This window comes from Streptomyces sp. M2CJ-2 (assembly GCF_016757295.1).
GTDB lineage: Bacteria > Actinomycetota > Actinomycetes > Streptomycetales > Streptomycetaceae > Streptomyces.
Genome location: NZ_JAESIF010000289.1, coordinates 1 through 534, shown reverse-complemented (window position 1 = coordinate 534; position 534 = coordinate 1). Strand labels below are relative to the sequence as shown.

The following is a 534-nucleotide window of genomic DNA, read 5'->3' as shown; positions in this document are numbered from 1 at the left end:
TCCTCGCCCTCGCCGCCGCACACTGGCACGCCCAGCGCCAGCACGCCCAGCAAGCCGCAGCCGCCCGGCAGGCAGCCACCCACCTCCAGGCCGCGTACGCAGCGGCCAGCGAGGAATCGATGGCCCGCCTGCGAGCCCAGGGCCTGCACTTGGCCCAGCCCGTACGCAACTGGTCCGCCACCCTTCTGTGCACCACCGCGCCACAGATCGCCGAGCGGGTGCTCGGCGAACCGGGCTGGCCCGCCCTGGCGGTCACCATCACGCACGCCTACCAGGCCGGCCACGACCCACGAGCGCTGCTGCATAAAGCCGTCGCCCAGCGCGAACTGCACACCGCCGAGTCCGCCAGCGACGTCCTCGTCTGGCGTCTGCGACGCATGGCCGACCTGCCCGCCAACGTGACGGTGATCCCCCCGCACAGCACCCGGGCCACGGACTCACTGCCCTACGCTGCCCCACTCGGACCCGCCTCCATCGCTGTCGACCAGCACCGCCGACACCGCAGGTAATCACCAGCAACCGCGGGGCCGTTCA

The 534-nt window shown here is 72.5% G+C and carries 1 pseudogene; it reads left to right on the top strand.

The annotated features are described in order from the left end of the window. Nucleotides 1-509: pseudogene (locus JL475_RS39345) on the top strand (mobilization protein); the annotation flags it as partial. Between the last annotated feature and the right edge of the window lie 25 nt (nt 510-534).